The following is a 19735-nucleotide window of genomic DNA, read 5'->3' as shown; positions in this document are numbered from 1 at the left end:
CATGATTAACAGGCCTTGGATGTTTCGGCAATATTGGGCGGCAGTTCCAGACGGATAATCCGCGGGAAGCCAAAATGCATGCGCAGGTCGCGAATAATCTGGGCAATCTGCTTACGGTTGTTCACCACAATATTGACATAGGTTTTGGCATCGTGGCTACGGACCATTTCCACCCCGGTCTTGGCTTTACGGCATTGATAGATCAGGTCAGAAATCTGTTCATCATTCATTTCAATATCAATGCATAAATAGGCGGTGAAGCTGACGTCATCGACATCATCCGAGTTCCACTGCAGTGGCATGATATTTTCCGGATGCAGATGCTGTTCATGCAGCAGGTTATGGCAGCGGGCACGATGCACAATTAAACCCCGACGGGATAAATGGCCCTGAATCGGATCACCCAGTACCGGATTACAGCAATGCGCATATTTAACATCAATGCCTTCGGTGCCCTGAATCAGACGATCCGAAACTTCCGAGCTGCTGTCCTGTGAATAAAGATGGTTAGCCACCAGTTGGGGTAACAGGTCACCGACTGCAATCTGTTCGAACAGGCGTTCTTTGCTGTCGATATGACGCCATTGCAGCAGGTTAATCCAGTCGTCTTCAGTTAAATCTTTGATCGAACAGTTAAACAGTTTTAAGGCGCGGTTAAGGGCCTGTTCACCCACCAGACGCTGCTCGTCAATATCCTGATCACGCAGAATGTTTTGCAGGGCACGGCGCGCTTTCTGGGTGTTAATAAAGCTGAGCCAGTCCGGGTTTGGTGTTGCTAAAACATCGGTAATCACTTCCACCACCTGGCCGCTTGTCAGCGGGGTAGAGAGCGGTTTGATTTCTCCATTAATTTTCGCGCCGACGGCATGGTTGCCCAGGAACAGGCTGGCCGAATAGGCAAAATCCACCGCGGTGGCACCTTGCGGTAATTCATGCAGATGGCCATGCGGGGTATAAACCCAGATCTTTTCCTGATGCAGATAATCCAGCAGTTCGCTAAAGGTGGTTTTGGCACAGGCGCCATCAATCAGCACGTTCAGGTTTTGCATCGAGGCCTGAATCGCCGAGCGGCAGGCTTGCGGTGCATTCTCACCGAGAACCACGCCAAAACGGGCTGCTTTACGCATCAGCTCGGTTTGAATGGTTAAGGATAAGGTGGTTTCTTCACCTTTCAGGCGCAGCATCAGCGACTGGTTGCCACCCGGTAAGGGCCGGCGAATATGATCGGCAAAATGCAGTACCTGAAAATGTTCACGTAAAATATCGGCTAAGCGGTCACAGTCGGCGATGCTTTGCAGAATAATTTCAAAGGCGTGGCTGTGAGTCAGCTCTTGCAGATCGATGTCGTTTTTGACGAAATAACGGAGCAGTTCGATATTGTTATTTTTCTTTTTAATCCGGCCACTAATTTGATGATATTGCAGTAGCTCTGCCAGGTTCTTTTCCCATTTGGCCTGATATTCACAGCGTTTCGGCTTGGTTTCTAGCAGGGCAGCCTGAACATTGTTGAACATATCCAGATCAAGATTCTGGTAGCACAGATGTTCCAGGTTGTCGGCCATTTCATTCATACCGACAATACGCGCCATCGGCACAAAAATATCAAAAGTTTCTTGGGCAATGCGGGCACGTTTGTCTGGGCGCAAGGCATCTAGCGTGGTCATGTTGTGATAGCGGTCAGCCAGTTTAATAATGATCACACGCGGGTCTTGCAGGGTCGCTTGCAGAATTTTACGGAAGGACGCGGCTTTATTGTATTCTTTATCGCTGGAATGGCTGAGTTTGGTGACGCCATCGACCAGTTCGGCCACGGTCCGGCCAAATTTTTCAGTAATATCTTCTTTGCTAAATTCGGTATCTTCAATCACATCATGCAGCAGTGCCGCCATCAGGGTTTCGGCATCCAGACGCATATGTGCCAGAATGCAGCTGACCGCAATCGGATGCAGAATATAAGGCTCGCCGCTTTTACGGGTTACGCCATCATGCGCCAGATCGGCATAGTCACAGGCCTCAAGCACGCGCTCGCTATCGCTTTCACTCAAGTAAGCGTCGATAATTATATTTAGTTGCTGTTTGGCTTGGCTGACCTCTGCGCCTGGCATATACCACCTTTAACTACAATGCTCGTAACAATCACAAAAACTGATCTTCTAATGAAAAACATATTGCATGACTTGTCAATTTTTTTCACCGAAAATATCGAAATAAAAGCTCGTTGTAATTACGAGTTCCGATGCTTATGTTATAACGGTTATTGCGCAAATATTAAAGTTCAAATAATAAAAAAGCCTAGTAAAAAACTAGGCTTTTCAGGATGTATTTTCTTATTGGAAAGAAAAACCATCTAAATTCAAGTTATTTGCTGAAAGTGCAAGGTCAAGGCTAGAGGCTTGGTAGTCCTGATCGCGTTGTTTCAAAATGTCTTTAGAAACGTGGCCTTCTGCAATTTCACGTAAAGCAACAACGGTAGGTTTGTCGTTGTCCCACTCAACGGTAGGTTCAATTCCTTGACGTGCCAATTGACGCGCGCGTTTGCTTGCCACTAGTACAAGCTCAAAGCGGTTGTCTACATGGTCTAAACAATCTTCAACGGTGACGCGTGCCATAAGAGTTCTCGTTTGAATGGTAAATTTAAACAGACTGTGCAGTATAAGGTGCTTTGTCTGAAGACTCAAGTTTTAATCAGGGTGCTGTAGGGGTAATCAGCTTCTGGATCAGCTCCTGGTGACGGTTGGCCTGCTGGCTTAACACCAGACGGTTGGCAATAATCACGGCTTCCAGGTCATGCAGTGCTTTATTGAAGTCATCATTGATAATCACATAGTCAAAGTTGACATATTGCTGCATATCTTCTACCGCACAGCTTAAGCGATGTTCAATCACATCGACAGCATCGGTGCCGCGATTGGACAGGCGCTGGCGCAAGTCAAACTGGCTTGGCGGTAAAATAAAAATCTGTTTCGATTCAGGAAAAAGTTTGCGCACCTGCTGCGCACCTTGCCAGTCAATTTCAAGTAACACATCGTGACCTTTGGCTAACTGCTCTTTAACCGTTGCTTGCGCGGTACCATAATAGTTGCCAAATACTTCTGCATATTCAATAAAACCGCCTTGTTCTACCAAGTCGATAAAATCTTGTTTTTGTGTGAAGTGATAATGCACACCATCAAGTTCGCCGGGACGCTGACCACGTGTTGTGTGAGAGACTGAAACGTGTAAATTATTCACACGCTCAAGCAGGGCTTTAACAAGGGATGTTTTGCCTGTTCCTGAGGCGGCAGAAACGACAAACAATAGACCCGACATGATATTTTTCCTGATATGATAAAATATCTTCTCTATTTTAGAGTAGACGCCCCTTAAACAAAATAGCCAAGATGGCTTTTGTTGGCATAAATTTTTAAACATCCTACCTATTTAACTTCAACATAGAGGGTTCTATGGAAATTGTATTGGCGAATCCACGTGGTTTTTGTGCAGGTGTAGACCGAGCAATTGCGATTGTAAATCGTGCCCTTGAGTGTTTTAATCCCCCTATATATGTACGTCACGAAGTGGTACACAATAAATTTGTGGTAGATGACTTACGCCAACGCGGTGCAATTTTTGTCGATGAGCTAGATGAAGTGCCAGATGACAATATCGTGATTTTTAGTGCGCATGGCGTATCTAAAGCGGTGCAGCAAGAAGCGGAGCGTCGTGGCTTAAAAGTATTTGATGCGACTTGTCCGTTGGTCACCAAAGTACATATTGAAGTCACCAAATATGCGCGAGAAGGCACAGAGGCGATTTTAATTGGTCACGAAGGACACCCCGAAGTTGAAGGAACGATGGGTCAGTATGACAAGAAAAATGGTGGTGAAATTTATCTGGTGGAAGATGAAGAAGATGTTGCGGCTTTAAGCGTGCGTCATCCTGAAAAAGTCGCATTTGTCACCCAGACCACGCTGTCGATTGATGATACCGCCAAAGTGATTGATGCCTTGCGCCAGAAATTCCCGCAGATTCAGGGACCGCGTAAAGATGATATCTGTTATGCCACCCAGAACCGTCAGGATGCGGTGCGTGATTTAGCCAGTCAGTGTGATGTGGTGCTGGTGGTGGGGTCACCAAACTCGTCGAATTCGAACCGTTTACGTGAACTGGCCGAGCGCATGGGCAAACAGGCGTATCTGGTCGATAATGCCGATCAGCTGGATCAGGCCTGGTTTAATCCTGCAACAAAAATTGGTGTCACTGCCGGCGCGTCTGCTCCAGAAATTTTAATTAAACAGGTGATTCAGCGTTTGCAGGACTGGGGGGCAACCGCACCTGCCGAGCTTGCCGGTCGTGAAGAGAACATTACCTTTAGTTTACCGAAAGAGTTACGTATTTCTGTAACTCAGGCTTAAATTGAGAAATAGATAACAGTCTAATTTTTCTTTTAAAAATAAGCAGATGATTGTGATATGACAGTCATCTGCTTTTTTATGCCTTTTATCTGTTCTGTGTGGGTTTTGTAACTTTAATAAGTATGATTTTAACTGGGCCAACATTTTTGCCTAGGGGGAGAGCATGCGAAAAAGTCAGGGATTTACCTTAATTGAGTTGATGGTCACGATTGCGGTGCTGGCGATTGTGGCGATGATGGCGGCTCCTTCTTTTATAGAAATAATTAGAAAGAATGAACTTAATCAAGAGACTCAGCATTTAATTTTTTTGTTGCAGGAAGCTCGAAGTGACGCAATTTTTACTCGATCTTCCAAGCAAATTAAAGTTCCTACATATGGTTCAGATGAAAAAAGATTTTCAGAATGGTCTGTAACTAATGATATGAGTTCGTTAGAGTTTACTGCTATGGGCTATCTAAATTCTAATACATCTATTTGCTTAACTCTAACTCATAAAAAGAATTCTCATTTAAGCAGCTCGATTAGAGTCGAGAAAAATGGGGCTATTTCTAAAGATACATCAAATTGCCTAACTAATTAGGAGAGACTAGTAATGGGGAAGTATCAAAACGGAGTTGGACTCATGGAGGTTTTAGTTGGCTTAGTTCTGTTAGCTATAGCTGTGCTAGGTTTCTCTGCTTTGCAACTGCGAGGTGTATACGCAAGTGTAGAGGCTGCCAATAATACGCAAGCAATGCATTTAGGTCGAGATCTCGCAGAAAGAATTAGAGCGAATCGGTCTGGATACGAAGCTTTGAATAAGAATAATGTTTATGTTGAGGGTAAAGGAGAGTGTTACTCAGGTTTTTGTGAGCCAAAAGATTTTGCAGAGGCGGATTTTCTACAAATTCGGAACAAAGCTGAAAATTTAGGAATGAAGGTTGCGCTTAGAGACTGTCAGGGAGTGGGAACGGTATCAATGAAAAGGCGTTGTATATATGTGGCATGGGACAAGACAACGCCTACTGATGGTCAAGCTAAGAATGATTGTACGTCTGGAGCAGCATACAATGTTGGAGCTAAATGCATAATTATGGAGTTATATAATTATGAATAATTATAAAAAAGGGTTCACTCTTATTGAGCTAATGATTGCAATCGTTTTAGGGTTGTTAATTTCAGCAGCTGCATTAACTGTTTATTTAACAGCTCAACGTTCACTGTCTTTACAAAATGGTATGGGTCAGCTACAGCAGAATGGAATTTTTGGTTTAAACCAAATCACATATGACCTTAGACACGTAAATTTAAATACAGCCTCAGCTCAAATAATTAATCCACGAGTGGTCGGTTCAGGTATTATTTTTAATCATCGTAATTTGCCAAGTTCGCTCAGTGGTATAAGTAGTGATTTTTTTACATCATTTGAATTGACTGAAGGTGCGACAACAGATAATAGTGATCAACTCACAGTTCAATATGTGCCGCAGTATTTAACAACGACATCTTATGTCGATTCAGAAGAGGAGGAAGAAGTCACTATAAGTAAGAAAAATAGTGAACAATATGATTGTGAAGGTAATAAAATTGAGTTTGAGGAAGAGTTTTCTGGGGGTAAGGCTGATCATGGTTCTGGAGCGCCAGAAACAGCAGATCGTGTTGTAGTTCAACGATATTATATTTCTGAAATTAAAAACTCTCAGTCAGAATCTTTTACTCCTAAAAGGTATGCATTATATTGCGACGCTGGTTATTACAAAGACAATGATACAGTCATTACAGGTCTTGGCACTGGAGCTCAGCAATTAATGCAAGATGTAGATGCTTTTAAATTTCTTTTGGGGGTAAGGCAAAAAAGTAATGGGAAGCTTTCTTATCTTACAGTCAATGAATACAAAGAATTGATGCCTGAGGAAGATCCAACAGACGTAAATGCAGAGATCTACAATATTGTTTCAATTAAGTTGGCATTATTAATGCGATCTTCTAACCCTATTGGTGCAAATGAACACATTAATAATGATAAAACTTTTATTACTTTTGGGGACCAATTGGAGGGAAATGTAAAGGATTCGAAATACACGTTGAATTTAAGCAACGATCAAAAAACCAATTCTAAATATTTGCGCCAAGTTGTTAGTCAAGTTGTGGCTTTTAGAAATACGTTAGGAGAAGCACAATGAAGCAGCAGGGTTCAACTTTAATCATTGTGCTTGTTGTATTGTTATTAATTACAATTATTGGAACAATTGCCGTTAAATCAGGGATTTTAAATCTAAGAATCTCAACAAATGCACAGATTGATGCTTTGTTATTAGAGAGTAACGATGCTGCATTATTTGCCTTGGAGGATCAAACCAAAGTTTCTCGTCAATTGGCTCAAGATGGGATGTTTGGTTATTTCAACTCTGCAGACAGTAATGATGAATTGGTCTTCTGTTATCGTGCAAATGCGAAGAATTTTTTCAGTATGTCAAATGCGAGTGTTATTAGTGCAAATGGCAACTTTACAAAAAATGGTGTTTCTGGTTTTTGCAAGGCTAAAGAATATTCTACACGGAGAGCAGCTGTTCAAACACAATTGTATTTGCGTAAAAATGTCAAACCCACAACACCATTAACAACTCTACCTATAGGGACGAGTGTTGGTCAGTCAGGATTACCTCTTATCTCCAACCATATTGCAGTCACTGCTATTTCTATCTTGCCTAGTTTTTCAAGTGCATCTGATGATGAGATTCAAAACTGTTTTAAACAAACAAGTATTAAAAAATCGGATACTACTGAAACAGTAAGGGAGTGCTTTGAACGGTTAAGCATTCCTTATAACCTACAGAACGCTGAATATATGGTTGGTGGACAGCCAAAGTTAACGTCGTAGACGAACATGAATGAAAGAGGTTTATTATGAAAAGTTTTGATAAAAAAATACTTTCGGCAATGGTGTCCATGTCTATGACGTTGGCAATTTCCCATTCTGCGAATGTTTATGCAAGTGACATTGAGATTTATTCCAATTCGACCCCAGGTAAACTTAATTTGTTTTTAATGTTGGATACCTCGGGAAGTATGGGCTATGGTCGAGGTTATGGGGGAGGCAACTCTGCGACTAATGCGAGTAGCATATTTCAAGACTACGGTATATGCACGTATAATTATTACAACAATTATTATGGATTAAAAAAAGACGTTAGTTCTGAAAGTTTATCTTATCAGGTTAATGGAGAAGTTAAATCATATGTTGTTAACTATTGTCATATATCAAAATCTCAGTATAACAATTTAAGTGATACTTGGGATCCATATGATGGAAAATTTTTGGCTACAGGAGATGAGTTAAGAAGAAGGATTGCTAATGAATGTATACAACAAGCTGATAACAGTTATAAATGTTATGACCGAATAAGTAGATTAAAAAAAGCTTTGGTCAATGTGTTAACTAGCGACAAAATCTTAAATACTATAAGTTTAGGGGTTGGACAATATTCAACTCCTACTTCTACTTCATGGAATTCTCATGATTCGTATTCAGGTCGAGTAATATATCCTACAGTTTTATTAACGTCAGAAAATAGAGAAAAAATTCTGGAAAAAATAGTAGAACTGAATGTATATAATGGTACTCCTTCAGCTTCGGCTTATGCTGAAGCTGGCGCTTATATGCTTGGTAAAAATACTTATGGTATGCCTCGGAGTGGTTATAGTTATTCACATGCAGAATCAAGAGATAAAAACAAAGGCTATAAATCTCCCTTAAAAGATATTGATACGAATAGTAAATGTAATGGGCAGGGTATTTATTTCTTGACAGATGGATTTGCAAACAACTCAAATTATTCTGCTACAGAAGCATTAATGGAAAGATCTTTTAGTTCATTGACTGAAACGGGCTTAAGTGGCGGGACAAGCAATGCTGGTTGGTCATTGATAGGTAAATTTGCAAAACAATTACGCAAAGATGAAAATATAAAAACAGCTGTAGTAGGTTTTGGTAGCCTTTTTCCAAATGGAACAACTTATGTAAAAAATCTTAAAGAAAATGAAGATGATGAGAGTACGAAGCCTTACTACAATTGTTCTTTATTGCCTGAGGGGGATTTAAGGAATACATGTAATTGGGGTGCTAAACAGCATAAAGAACTCCCAGCTACGGTTGGAGGTTATGGTAATGGCGGATTTTACTCTGCCCAATCTGAACAAGATATTATTAACAGTATCGTCCAATTTATCGAGGATACAACGCCTACATTTGATTCAATCGCAACAGGCTCACCTACTATTCCTGTCGATGCACTTAACCCAATCGAATTACAAGATTATGGTTATTATGCATCTTTCTTACCTAAACCACAGGATTCGACAAAAATATGGACAGGTAATTTAAATAAATATGATGTATTTAATGGTCAATTAGGTAAAAAAATAGATGCTAGCAAAATTTTTCCATTAATCAAAGCTGATGGTAAATTAGATTCATCTGTACCAGGGTTATGGACTGGTGGGGTTGAAGCTAAAATTCCTTTAGGTACAAGTATTAATTCAACATCAAAAAGAACAGTCTTTACCAATCGACAAATTGATTCAAATAAGCAAGCTATTTCTAGTCAAACTTTGACGCAAGTTAATTTAGAAACCTTATTTGATGCTGATGATACAAAAGCAAAATTTAAAAATGATGAGCAAAAAAATTATTGGTTAAACGTACTAGGTTATAAAGTTGATGTTAGTTCAAATGTGACATTTGCGAGTTTGCCAACTGAAGAACGTAGAAAGTTAGGGTCGGTGATGCACTCTAAGCCAATTCTTTTAACACAATCAGGTGAAATTGATCCTACACAAACCAGTATTACGACTTCCAATCGAGAAGACTATCTTTTGTTTGGCACAACCCAAGGCGCTTTACACGTTGTAGATGATAATGGTGTAGAAAAATTTACATTCATACCGCATGAAATGATGAATAAACAAAAAGAAGCATTTTTAGATGATTCTGCAAGTAATAAAGGGAACACCAATGAAATTTTTTATGGGATAGATGGACAATGGACGGCATTTACCCAGTATGTAACAGATGCAAATGGTAAATTTACCGTCAAAAAAACTAAGAGAAAATTGGATGATAAAGAGATTGAATACTCTGGTTTGCAGTGGGTGTATGGTGGTCTAAGAATGGGTGGGCGCAGTTATTATGCCTTAGACTTATCGGATATAGATAAGCCGATACTTAAATTTCATATTGATCCAGATAGTGCACTAAATGCGGACAAGACTGATGACGAAAATAATGCTTTAGCCTATATGGGTGAAAGTTGGTCTAAACCGACAGTAGGATATATCAATTGGGAAGGTAAAAAGACCTTAGTCATGGTTGTAGGTGGTGGTTATCATCGTGGTTATGAAAATCCTGAATACAATGCTGATGATATAGGGGTGAAAAAAGGTGCTGGAGTTTATATATTTAATGCTAATGACGGAAGTTTGCTATGGTGGGGTGGAGTAAATGCTACCAAAACTAAAGGGAGTGAAGCTTATACAACCAATAGTGATATGAAATATAGTATCGTTAGTCAAGTCAATGCGATTGATCGTGACAGTGATGGTTTACTTGATAATCTATATGTTGGTGACTTAGGTGGTCAAGTATTCCGTATAGATATTAATAATAATGCTCTAAATAAAAATAATACTGTGCATAGAATTTCAAAGCTCTATGGATTTAGTGAAGCAGATAAAATTAAGCCAAGATTTTATGAAATGCCTAGTTTCTCTGTAGAGAAAGGTGTAGACGGTTTATATGGTGTTATTGCAGCAGTCTCTGGGGATAGAAGCTCACCATTAGCTGGAACAACTGGAAAGAATGCAAATACTAAAAAAACTGCAGAAGATGGTGTATTTGTAATTTTTGATAATGATGTGGGGCGTATGGACTTAATGAAAAATATTAATAATTTGCGGACTCCTTCAAATAAGCAGCTTTTAAATCTTGACTTAAAAGCAGGCGTCGCACAAAAAAATGGTGATAGCTATAATTTAGGCTGGAAGTATACCTTTGGTGGAGAGAATGGTCGCTACAAAGGTATGAATGAATTATATGCTATGGACAGCTATTTATTTACCAACGTATATGATCGTGATGGCGTTGGTGTTAGTGGCTCAGCTTGTGGTGGTGGAGTAAAGGGGGATACATACCTGTATCAATTCTGCTTGCCATCAGGAAAGTGTAATTTTTATAAGTCAGGAATTACCGAACCGAATAAGGTTAAATTAGGTGCTGGTATATTGGGGGCAGGACTAGGTAAAGGATATTTAAATAATAATGACGAAGTTGGGGTTATTGTACCTAGACCGGATGAAACAGACTGTTTAAAAACACCAAATGCACCTGAGTGTCAGTTATTCAAAACCAATGTTAATTTGAAGCAACTGCGTTGGTACGAGGTAAGATAATATGAAGCTATCTATCTCGGGACAAGGATTTACTCTAATAGAGCTCATGATTGTTGTGGTGATTATTGCGATTATTGCAGCGATCGCTTATCCATCGTATAGAGTTTATATGGAGCGAAAAGATTTAGCCCTTGCTCAAAAAGAAGCTTTGCTGATTGCTTCTGAACTTGAGAAATTTAAGTCCAAGAACTTTAGTTATAAAAACTTTTCTGCTGAATATTTATATCCAAATGACTATGATTCAGATACAGGTCTGCTGCTTATTCCAGTTGGAAGCACGGCTGGTCAAGAGAAGTATGTAATAACACTTAGTGATCTAGACTCTAATAAGCCATTACAAGATACGAGTGCTGTTGGATTGAATTGGGTGATGAAGGTTGAAAGGGCTGATTTATCACCTTCGCAAAAGAAACAACCAAGTAATTATGATTTATTACTCTCAAGCAACGGTTTGAAATGTAAATCTAAGACCAATAATGCTTTCAAAGATTATGATAAGACTCAGACCGACTGTAAGGCAATTGATAGTCAAAGTGAGGCTTGGTGATGCATCAAAATCAAGGGTTTACATTAATTGAATTAATGATTGCTGTGGCAATCATTGGGGTTTTGGCTGCAATTGCGTACCCTTCTTATACTGAGTATGTTAAACGCACAAATCGTACAGATATGCAGGGTCAATTGTTAAATATCACGTATAAATTGCAAAATTATAAAGTTGTAAATCATACCTATCAGAATGCCACCTTATCTGTTTTGAAAGTTGATTCAACCTATCCATCAACAAGATTATATGATATTGAATTATTAGTCGATGCTGATGGACAAGGTTATTTATTAAAAGCTTCACCTAATAAGAGTAAAAATCAAAAAGATGATGGTGACTTGTGTATAAATCAGGAAGGTCATAAATATTGGAAAAAAGCGAATACGTGTGACAGCAGTGATTTAGATGCCACAACCAACTGGGACGGCAAATAAGCTCAAATTCAAAATTGTGGATAAATACGTTTTAATCTTTCATTCAGGGCAAACTTCGCGTAAAATACTGCCCTCTATGAAAGGGGTTTGAAATGTATCGATGGTCGGTACAGGGATAATCCGTAAAAACTATAAGGTTGTATCATGGTAGTTATTCGTCTTACTCGCGGTGGTGCTAAAAAGCGTCCATTCTATCAAATCGTTGTAACTGATAGCCGCAATCCACGTGACGGTCGTTTCATCGAACGTATCGGTTTCTTCAACCCTACAGCGCAAGGTAAAGCAGAAAAACTTCGTTTAGATGCTGACCGTTTTGCTCACTGGGTAGCACAAGGTGCTCAACCTTCTGAACGTGTTGCTTCTTTAGCGGCTCAAGCGAAGAAAGCTGCAGCTGCTGCATAATTTTAAAGAATTAAGTAGTAGGTAGCCCATGACACCAACACAGAATGTACCCGAAGATCGTATTCAGATTGGACAGCTACGTTCAGCATATGGATTAAATGGGTGGCTCTGGGTCTATTCCAATACAGAACCTATGAGCAACATGTTTGACTACCTGCCTTGGTACATTGAGACCAAAGCAGGTTGGCAAACTGTCGATGTAAAACGTTGGAAACCACATGGCAAAGGCCTGGTTGTCAGCTTAAAAGGTGTGAGCGATCGCACTGCAGCAGACGGTCTGGTTGGTGCAAATATCTGGATTTCAAAATCGCAACTGCCTCAAGCGGGTGTGGATGAGTATTACTGGTCTGATTTAAAAGGTCTAACCGTGTTAGGTCTGGATGATAAGGAACAGGAAGTCAATCTCGGTCAAATCCACGAACTGTTTGAAACAGGTGCTAACGATGTGATGGTGGTTCGCGCAACTGCCGACAGTATCGATGGCGAAGAGCGTATGATTCCATGGCATAAAGATGTGGTACAACGCGTTGATCTCGAAGCGGGTCGTATTTATGTCAATTGGGGCGTAGATTACTAATATTTTTGGAAATACGGGAGTCTGCGATGTTTTTTGCAGTCATTACGCTTTTTCCTGAAATGTTTGAAGCGATTACACGTTTCGGTATTAGCGGGCGCGCAGCACAACGTGAGTTGATGCAAATTCATTGTATCAATCCTCGCGATTATGCTGAGGGTAACTACAAACGAGTGGATGAACGTCCATTTGGTGGTGGTCCCGGTATGGTAATGATGGCTGAGCCACTGGCAAAAGCAATCCGCCGTGCCAAAGAACTTGCTCATGAAGCAGGTGCGGTCAACGTACCCGTGGTGTATATGTCACCACAAGGTCAAACCTTAAATGAACCCGCTGTACAAGAATTTGTCCAATATGACGGATTAATTGTGCTGTGTGGCCGTTATGAAGGTGTCGATGAACGTTTAATCCAGAAATATGTCGATCAGGAATGGTCGATTGGGGATTACGTGTTATCGGGCGGTGAACTGCCTGCGATGGTGTTATTGGACAGTATTATCCGGAGACTTCCGGGTGCCATGTCTGATGAACAATCCCATGTACAAGATTCATTTGTGGATGGTCTGTTAGACTGCCCACAATACACAAAGCCTGACCATTTTGAAGGTTTGGATGTGCCTGAGGTATTGAAATCAGGTCATCATGCAAATATTGAAAAATGGCGTTTTTTGCAGCGTTATCAGCGTACACTTGAGCGTCGACCTGAACTGGTTGAACAGGTGGAACTGACCCAGCAGCAAAAGAAATGGCTAAAAGATTTGCCAGAACATAAATCTTAATTTATGCTTCGGGCGCAATGAAAAGCTTGGTCTTTAGACTGAGTATTTAAATAGGCTCTTTATGTCTTGAAGCGGTCAAGCATAAAGGGAAAGTTAATCGGGTCTATGCGCTTTAGCCTCTAGCCCCAGTGGATCTCAGACCTCTTCTGACCCACACATATTGGAGATACCCCATGAGTGGTAAGCATCCTTTAGTTCAAGCTGTTGAAAATGCTCAGCTTAAACAAGACATCCCAGCTTTTGCACCAGGTGACACAGTAGTTGTTCAAGTAAAAGTTAAAGAAGGTGACCGTGAGCGTCTACAAGCGTTCGAAGGCGTTGTCATTGCGAAGAAAAACCGTGGTCTGAACTCTGCGTTCACCGTACGTAAAATTTCTAGCGGTGTTGGCGTTGAGCGTGTATTCCAAACTCACTCTCCAATCGTTGCTAAAATCGAAGTGAAACGTCGTGGTGACGTTCGTCGTGCTAAACTTTACTACCTACGTGAACTTTCTGGTAAAGCTGCACGTATCCGTGAAAAGTTACCAGCGCGTAAAACTGAAGCTTAATCAGTTTTATCTCGTTGAAAAAAATGCGCCCTGTGGCGCATTTTTTTTATAGTTGTAGACTGGTTTATAAACCTTGCAGTTTGAGTCGGTTGGCATGCTGGCGATAGACTGCGATCGGGTCTGGAGCAAAAGTACCTTTTAAACCGAGCAGTAAGTTCACCTCATCGAGATGATTCCATGGAAAATCATCCCGAATGGTTTTACCAAATTTGGCGCTACAGACCGAGACAATGCCATCATTGGCACCGCCTTTATGGGCCGAGATCAAATCAAGGGCTTTCATAGCAGCATCACCAACATCCAGTGGATTGGTGACTTGTGTATTTCCGGTCATTGAATATAAAGCAATACCTTGGTCCTGATATTTGCCTTCACCATAGGGCGTTAAAGATAAGCCCAGCTGAAAACGCTGATTAAATTCCGCGGTTCCTTCAATCGAGGTGCTATGACCTGCAGCTAAGGCATTATGTGGAAAAGCATTGGCATCTAGGCCTTGTGCCCACATAATCACTTTGCCAAAACTGCTGATCCGCAAATTTCATTACATCGGAGGCCACCACGGTACCCTGATTGGCACCACCAACGGTCAGCACCGAGGCTACCTGGTCAGGAATTACACCTGTAGCATAACGCACCGCATGTGCCCCATGACTATGACCAATCAGGTTAACTTTTTTCGTTCCGGTGATGGCCATCACCTCCTGGAGCTGGGCCAGATATTGTTCACCACGGACTTCACTGGAGTTAAACGGTGACATCCGTGCTGCCCAGGCATTGCCGCCGTTACGGGCTAAATCCGGAAGAATCTGATACCAATAGTCCATGCCCAAGGTATCGGTACCAATGCGGTTAAACCCGACCATGCCATGGGCAAATACAATTGGATATTGGGTTTGGGCATAAGTCGAGGTCACCCGTTTGCTTTCGGCTTTAATCACATGGCTGTCTTGTGCCAGTGCGGTTCCACAGCACAGTACAGTTGTCATAAGCGTAAGTAAAATTTTTATTTTCATAAAATTCCATTTTTCTTCATCATCAAAAATAAAAACCCTGCTCAAAAGAGCAGGGCAGATCATCCTTAAGTTTACAAGCCTTGCTGTTTTAAACGGTTGGCATGTTGACGGTAGACACTGACCGGATCGGGGGCGAATACGGCTTTCAGACCCAGAAACTGATTGACTTCATCTAAATGGTTCCAGTTATAGTCATCGCGGATGGTTTTCCCAAACTTGGCACTACAGCGAGAGACCAGACCGTCATTTTCTTTGCCGCCATCAATCAGCAAGCTGGTGATTTTCAGGGCAGAGTCGGGGTCCAGAATATTGGTGACCGTACCAATACCGGTAAAGGAATAATTCACAACCCCATTCTGTTTATAGGCACCTTCACCGCAGACCGTGGTTGGCATCCCCAGCGGGAATTTCTGGTTAAACTTGGCCGAGCCGGCCAGGGTCAGGCTGCTGCCGCCAGCCAGAGAATCATGTGGGAAGCTGTTCGGGTCCAGACCTTGCGCCCAGGTAATGGCTTTGGACACCAGATTGACTGCACCAACCAATGGCCCTTCAACCGGCGAGCCTTCTGCTTTTAAAATCAGGTCGGCCGCTGGCGAGCCTTTATTCGGTGCACCCACCGCAGTTAAAGATGCCACCTGGTCTGGCATTACCCCGGCCACATAACGAATGGTAGGCCCGCCATGCGAATGGCCAATCAGGTTAACTTTGTCGGCACCTGTAATTGCAAGAATTTCATCGACCTGTTGTGCCAGTTGTTCCCCACGAACTTCGGATGAGTTAAAGGGAGATACCCGGGTGGCCCAGACATTGCTGCCGTGGCGCGCCAGATCTGGCAGAATCTGATACCAGTAATCCAGGCCAAAATTGTCGGTCCCCAGGGTAATAAAGCCACTCATACCATGACTAAATACAATCGGATATTTGGTTTTGGCATACTGCGAGCTAACAAAAGGTGCCTTGACCTGGGTGCTGTTTGAGGCGTGCAGCTGTGTGGTACCGCTCAATACGGTAGCGGCCAGACCGGCGATGAGATATCCATATTTCATTGTTAAATCCTCAGTCTTGTTCTTGTGAGTACAGACTGCTCACGATCTGTACGGTGTTCAGCCTTGTTACCAAGGCAATTTAAAAGTCTAGAGTTGCTGCTGTTTCAGGCGATTGGCATGCTGGCGGAACAGTGCCACCGGATCCGGGGAAAAGCGTCCGGTCAGCCCGAACATCATATTGGCCAGATCGGTATGGTTCAGGTTGTAGTTGTCCCGAATCACCTTGCCAATATGCGAGCTGCAACGTGCCACCATGCCGTCATTGTCCTTATTGCCATACGACAGCGGCCCGAGTTGCATCAGAATGGTGTCGATATCCAGCAGGTTGGTGCTTTGTGCAGTGCCGGTCCAAGAGTAGTAGCGGATGCCGCGATCAACTTCAGCACCGGCCTGATCACAGTTCGCTGCCAGTGCTGTGGTCGGGAAACGGCGGTTAAAGTCCACAGAACCGGTTTCGGTCAGGGATTTCATTGAGGCATCGAAGTTGATGGGCATATCCGGCTGTAACTGGGCATAACTGATGAGCGGGGCAATCATATAATCACCGACCAGATTGAAGACAGTGCGTAGCGCCGTATTGTTCTGAATGTCATCGGCCACTTTAGAGCCGCGGAACGTGCCACCAATACCGGTGACTGAGGCCACATATTCAGGTTTGACCGCCGCCACATAACGTACAGTCGGGCCGCCATGCGAGTGACCAATCAGATTGACCTTATTTTTGCCCGTAATGGCCAGCACATCTTCCACCTGGTGAATCAGCTGTTCACCACGAAATTCGGTCTGATGTGCCGGAGATAGCTGCGCGGCAAACACAGTGGCGCCGTGACGCGCCAGATCGGGCAGAATCTGGTACCAGTAATCCATATTGAAAGTTTCATTGCCAATTCGCGACCAGCCAAGCCAGCCGTGGGTCATCACAATCGGATATCTGGTTTGGGCATAATGGCTGATGGCGCGTTCCTGAACCTGCAAGACGCCCGGTTCGGCCTGTACGGGTGTGCTTAAGCCAAACAGGGCCGTAGCAAGTAACAGGGCTGAACCCCATGTGGTTTTTTGTTTTAAATGATGCATGATTGATCCTTCATTTCATTTTTTGTTTTATTGATGCAGTACCACCTGTCAAAAATTCCTCCTTTGTCGTGCTTTGCATAAAAATGTGATGATGTCTTCGATTTATATGGAATGATGAGTGCTCATCCCGGCAGCCTGCCTGCAAATATGTCATTTCAGGCCAAAATTTATCAAAAATTACTGTTTTTATAATGACTTAGTAATTTTAAAATCCATTTTTTAGTATAAATAAACAGTTTTCTTGAAATCGTCATTAGCCATTCGGTTATTTTTTGTAGTTGCCGATAACTGGTTGAGGACGTGCAGGTGAAATGGCAAAGATATTGATAAAAAAATAGGGGGTAGAAGCTTAGTAGAAAGATAAAAATAGACCCATCCACCAAAATAATGGATGAGTCATCTTTAGAGGATGTTATTCGGCAAAAGGCAGTTTACCGCCCTGATCGTGCACTGATTCAAAGGTATCCAGCCGCAGCTGTTCTTGCGGATTATTAAAATACTGTTGACGTAATTCTGCGACTGCCTGCTGTTTGGCGGCATCATTCAGGCCAGCACTGAGAATCTGATCGCGTTGATTTAAATATTGGGTGACACGGGTTTTCCAGTGGCTGCGCTCGACATCCAGCTGTTCCAGACGCTGCGTGGCTTCAGGCCCGACCAGATTCAGGCGCATCTGGCGCAGTTCTGCACTGGAGCCACCACGGGCTTTAATTTCTGCGGTCAGTGCTCTTAAATCTTCCAGCTTGTTGAGCTGTTCCAGATTGGCCTGCCAGTCTTCCGGCAGCTGCTCAAACAGGGCTTTTAACTTCTGGGCTTTTTCTGCTTCGGATAGCTGTTTATTGTCCATCACACTCAGGCGCTCCAGGGTATAGTCATGATAAACATCTTCCACCCCAAACAGACCCTCAATTTCATAGGCCGAGAAAAACTGCTGACGCAGGTTTTTCATGCTAGTAAAAATGCTGCGATAATATTGCGGGCTGTCCGGATCCAGTTGTGGCGGCTGCAATTCCCCTAGGCGCTCACGATAATCCAGATAGCGCTGCCATAAATCCAGAATTTGTCCCAAGGCCGGCTCCTGATGGGTCTGGGCGATATAACGCTGAAAATCCTGACGAATCTGCTCCAGAGTTTTCTCGCCATATTGGGTAATAAAATATTCAAAACAGTTACGGGTCTGTTCATTGACCATCAGCCGGTTGCCCGAGTCGAGCTGTAACTGGCAGTTAATTTCAGTATCCTGCTGACTGGGACTTAAAAAGGACAGGGTTGCAGAGCTGTTTGGACTGCTCACGGGTAGAGACGAGGTTGCAGATGTACGCGCTGTGGCGGCCTGTGCATGACCGGGGGATGGTGGTGAATGGGGAATTAACCAGTAAATAATGCCCATCACTGCCACGGTAATCAGGCCCAACCAGAGCCATAATTTATGTTTTTGCATTCCTATGCACCTGTTTTTCCATTGTATTTATTTTAGGTTTTCAGTTCGGCCTCAATATGCCATAAAAATGACATTGTTTTATAGAAAAGTTGTAAAGCTTGTGCTCAGATTGCTACCATGGCGCAGTTTAGAATTGTCCGATTTTTGCCATGAAAGCATCTTCTCCTAAAATTCAGCGTCGTCCTGTGCATGGCGTATTTTTATTGAATAAACCCCTGGGTATCAGCTCCAATGCTGCGCTGCAAAAGGTGCGCTGGCTGTATCGTGCGCAAAAAGCCGGACATACCGGTGCTTTAGATCCGTTGGCCTCTGGTTTATTACCAATCTGTCTGGGCGAGGCGACCAAGTTTTCGCATTTTCTTCTGGATTCGACCAAGCGTTACCAGACCACCATTCAATTGGGACACAGCACCACCACCGGTGATGTTGAAGGTGAAGTGCTGTTAGAGGCTGCGGTACCGGCATTGACTGAAGAAAATATTTTAACCGTCCTGACGCAATTTACTGGCGATATTCAGCAGGTGCCACCGATGTATTCAGCGCTGAAAAAAGAAGGCCGTCCCTTATACGAGCTGGCCCGTAAAGGCATTGAAATTGAACGGGATGCGCGTCCCATCAGCATTTATGCGCTGGAGCTGTTAGGGTTTACTGACGATAGCATTACCCTGGATGTGACCTGTTCCAAAGGCACCTATATTCGTGTACTCGGTGAAGATATTGCCAAGGCGCTCGGCAGCTATGGGCATCTGACCTATTTGCACCGTATTCAGACCGGGCATTTTGATCTGATCCCAAGCTACACCCTGGACTATCTGGAAAGCCTGAGCGAAGCCGAGCGTGAAGCGCTGTTGCTGCCGGTTTATGCCCCGATTGAGCATTTTCCACAGGTACAGGTGCCAGAAGGCCGGGCCGAATATTTTTGTCGCGGCATGGAAAGTAATATTGATCATGCGGCGGCAACTCAGGTATTGGTATTTGAGGGCGAGAAATGTTTAGGGCTGGCGGAAATTACCGATAAAAAACGTCTGGTACCAAAACGGGTCCTGAATCTCTAATT

General features: G+C 42.8%; 19 protein-coding genes and 1 pseudogene. 13 read left to right on the top strand and 7 right to left on the bottom strand.

Annotated features, from left to right (window positions below):
* Positions 1 to 5: 5 nt before the first annotated feature.
* The 3 genes from F905_RS10375 to gmk all read right to left on the bottom strand — a co-directional run bounded on the left by F905_RS10375 (position 6) and on the right by gmk (position 3309).
* Positions 6 to 2105 carry a RelA/SpoT family protein gene (locus tag F905_RS10375; protein ID WP_005180459.1) on the bottom strand — a complete coding sequence of 700 codons (2100 nt, stop codon included), beginning with the start codon at positions 2103 to 2105 and terminating at the stop codon, positions 6 to 8.
* 222 nt (positions 2106 to 2327) lie between these two features.
* Positions 2328 to 2609, bottom strand: a complete 282-nt coding sequence (gene rpoZ, locus F905_RS10370; protein ID WP_005013174.1) for a DNA-directed RNA polymerase subunit omega — start codon at positions 2607 to 2609, stop codon at positions 2328 to 2330.
* A 76-nt stretch (positions 2610 to 2685) separates the two neighbouring features.
* Entirely contained in the window at positions 2686 to 3309 is a 624-nt protein-coding gene (gene gmk, locus F905_RS10365; protein ID WP_005180457.1) for a guanylate kinase, read from the bottom strand.
* A 134-nt stretch (positions 3310 to 3443) separates the two neighbouring features.
* Here gmk and ispH point away from each other — a divergent pair, with 134 nt between their 5' ends.
* The 12 genes from ispH to rplS all read left to right on the top strand — a co-directional run bounded on the left by ispH (position 3444) and on the right by rplS (position 14104).
* Complete coding sequence (ispH, locus tag F905_RS10360) at positions 3444 to 4394, top strand: 4-hydroxy-3-methylbut-2-enyl diphosphate reductase (RefSeq protein ID WP_005180456.1); 951 nt, start codon at positions 3444 to 3446, stop codon at positions 4392 to 4394.
* Positions 4395 to 4557: 163 nt separating this feature from the next.
* Complete coding sequence (locus tag F905_RS10355; protein WP_005180452.1) at positions 4558 to 4974, top strand: pilus assembly FimT family protein; 417 nt, start codon at positions 4558 to 4560, stop codon at positions 4972 to 4974.
* Positions 4975 to 4986: 12 nt separating this feature from the next.
* Positions 4987 to 5490 carry a type IV pilus modification protein PilV gene (gene pilV, locus F905_RS10350; protein ID WP_005180450.1) on the top strand — a complete coding sequence of 168 codons (504 nt, stop codon included), beginning with the start codon at positions 4987 to 4989 and terminating at the stop codon, positions 5488 to 5490.
* Positions 5483 to 6556 (top strand): PilW family protein, encoded by a 1074-nt coding sequence (locus F905_RS10345; RefSeq protein WP_005180447.1) that lies wholly within the window; start codon positions 5483 to 5485, stop codon positions 6554 to 6556. The genes pilV and F905_RS10345 overlap by 8 nt, the downstream gene beginning before the upstream one ends.
* Positions 6553 to 7254 carry a hypothetical protein gene (locus F905_RS10340; RefSeq protein ID WP_005180445.1) on the top strand — a complete coding sequence of 234 codons (702 nt, stop codon included), beginning with the start codon at positions 6553 to 6555 and terminating at the stop codon, positions 7252 to 7254. Before F905_RS10345 ends, F905_RS10340 begins: the two co-directional genes overlap by 4 nt.
* Before the next feature lie 26 nt (positions 7255 to 7280).
* Complete coding sequence (locus F905_RS10335) at positions 7281 to 10820, top strand: PilC/PilY family type IV pilus protein (RefSeq protein ID WP_005180442.1); 3540 nt, start codon at positions 7281 to 7283, stop codon at positions 10818 to 10820.
* Position 10821: 1 nt separating this feature from the next.
* Positions 10822 to 11367, top strand: a complete 546-nt coding sequence (locus tag F905_RS10330; RefSeq protein ID WP_005180440.1) for a prepilin-type N-terminal cleavage/methylation domain-containing protein — start codon at positions 10822 to 10824, stop codon at positions 11365 to 11367.
* A complete protein-coding gene (locus F905_RS10325; protein WP_005180438.1) occupies positions 11367 to 11801 on the top strand; it encodes a type IV pilin protein in 435 nt (144 codons plus the stop codon). Before F905_RS10330 ends, F905_RS10325 begins: the two co-directional genes overlap by 1 nt.
* A gap of 144 nt (positions 11802 to 11945) precedes the next feature.
* Entirely contained in the window at positions 11946 to 12203 is a 258-nt protein-coding gene (gene rpsP / locus F905_RS10320; protein WP_004809941.1) for a 30S ribosomal protein S16, read from the top strand.
* 28 nt (positions 12204 to 12231) lie between these two features.
* Entirely contained in the window at positions 12232 to 12780 is a 549-nt protein-coding gene (rimM, locus tag F905_RS10315; protein ID WP_005180434.1) for a ribosome maturation factor RimM, read from the top strand.
* A 26-nt stretch (positions 12781 to 12806) separates the two neighbouring features.
* The gene (gene trmD, locus F905_RS10310) at positions 12807 to 13556 is read left to right on the top strand and encodes a tRNA (guanosine(37)-N1)-methyltransferase TrmD (protein WP_005180431.1); all 750 of its coding nucleotides are present in this window, start codon (positions 12807 to 12809) and stop codon (positions 13554 to 13556) included.
* A gap of 173 nt (positions 13557 to 13729) precedes the next feature.
* Entirely contained in the window at positions 13730 to 14104 is a 375-nt protein-coding gene (gene rplS / locus F905_RS10305; protein ID WP_003792460.1) for a 50S ribosomal protein L19, read from the top strand.
* A gap of 64 nt (positions 14105 to 14168) precedes the next feature.
* Here rplS and F905_RS15775 read toward each other — a convergent pair.
* From F905_RS15775 to F905_RS10285, 4 genes and pseudogenes are all read right to left on the bottom strand, one after another.
* Positions 14169 to 15090: pseudogene (locus F905_RS15775) on the bottom strand (esterase/lipase family protein).
* A gap of 98 nt (positions 15091 to 15188) precedes the next feature.
* The gene (locus tag F905_RS10295) at positions 15189 to 16163 is read right to left on the bottom strand and encodes an esterase/lipase family protein (RefSeq protein WP_005180416.1); all 975 of its coding nucleotides are present in this window, start codon (positions 16161 to 16163) and stop codon (positions 15189 to 15191) included.
* Positions 16164 to 16250: 87 nt separating this feature from the next.
* Entirely contained in the window at positions 16251 to 17237 is a 987-nt protein-coding gene (locus F905_RS10290) for an esterase/lipase family protein (protein ID WP_005180413.1), read from the bottom strand.
* 412 nt (positions 17238 to 17649) lie between these two features.
* The gene (locus F905_RS10285; protein ID WP_005180409.1) at positions 17650 to 18678 is read right to left on the bottom strand and encodes a lipase secretion chaperone; all 1029 of its coding nucleotides are present in this window, start codon (positions 18676 to 18678) and stop codon (positions 17650 to 17652) included.
* 149 nt (positions 18679 to 18827) lie between these two features.
* Here F905_RS10285 and truB point away from each other — a divergent pair, with 149 nt between their 5' ends.
* Positions 18828 to 19733: a tRNA pseudouridine(55) synthase TruB gene (gene truB / locus F905_RS10280; protein ID WP_005180406.1), complete on the top strand. Its 906-nt coding sequence runs from the start codon at positions 18828 to 18830 to the stop codon at positions 19731 to 19733.
* Positions 19734 to 19735 lie beyond the last annotated feature (2 nt).

It is taken from the genome of Acinetobacter sp. CIP 53.82, assembly GCF_000369465.1.
Taxonomy (GTDB): Bacteria; Pseudomonadota; Gammaproteobacteria; order Pseudomonadales; family Moraxellaceae; genus Acinetobacter; species Acinetobacter indicus.
This window is presented reverse-complemented; position numbering and strand designations above follow the sequence as displayed.